We start from the raw sequence: 570 nt of genomic DNA, 5'->3' as shown, positions 1-570 counted from the left end.
CGGCGGTTTTGGAGTCGGCGTGGGTGCCGGAGACGATTTTGTGGGCTTCGGTGAGGGCGGTGGTGAGGATTTGGTGGACTTTGAGTTGTCCTTTTTTGGTGTAGGCGGCGGAGCCGAGTTCGGCGAGTTGCTTGTTGGTGTCCTGGAGGAGTTGGGTGACGGCTTTTTTGTCGATCTTGTGTTTGCCGGCGAGGCGTTGGATGTAGCGGATGAGGTCGGTGTCGAGGGTGTTGAAGGCGTTGGCGGCGGTCTGTTGGTAGAGCTGGTGGGCTTTGAGTCCGGCGGCGGTGGCGCCCTTGCCGGATGCGCCGGATGCGCCGGATGTGCCGGATGTGCCGATGCCGAGTTCGTTGCGGAGTTTGTCGACCTCGGGGTCGTCGGTTTCCTTGTCGCCGTAGACTTCTTTGAGTTTCTCGAGGACCTTGATCGCCTTCTGTGCCTGCGGCGACAAACCGGCGACGTCTCCTCCGGTGACATCGCTTCCCGCTCCGTCTCCGGCGCCGCCACCGGTCGGTGTCCCCTGACCGGACCCGCCGCCACCGAGTCCGGCGAGGGCGGAGGCGATCATGG

General features: G+C 63.7%; 1 protein-coding gene. It reads right to left on the bottom strand.

Features of this window, described 5'->3' with window-relative positions; translation table 11 throughout:
- On the bottom strand, positions 1 to 570 hold a 570-nt coding region (locus ACYVLQ_RS31735; protein WP_460701228.1), incomplete at both ends, for a DUF4226 domain-containing protein.

Source organism: Nocardia thraciensis, from assembly GCF_054782435.1.
The sequence above is the reverse complement of the archived record's forward strand: the minus strand, read 5'-3'. Positions and strand labels throughout refer to the sequence as shown.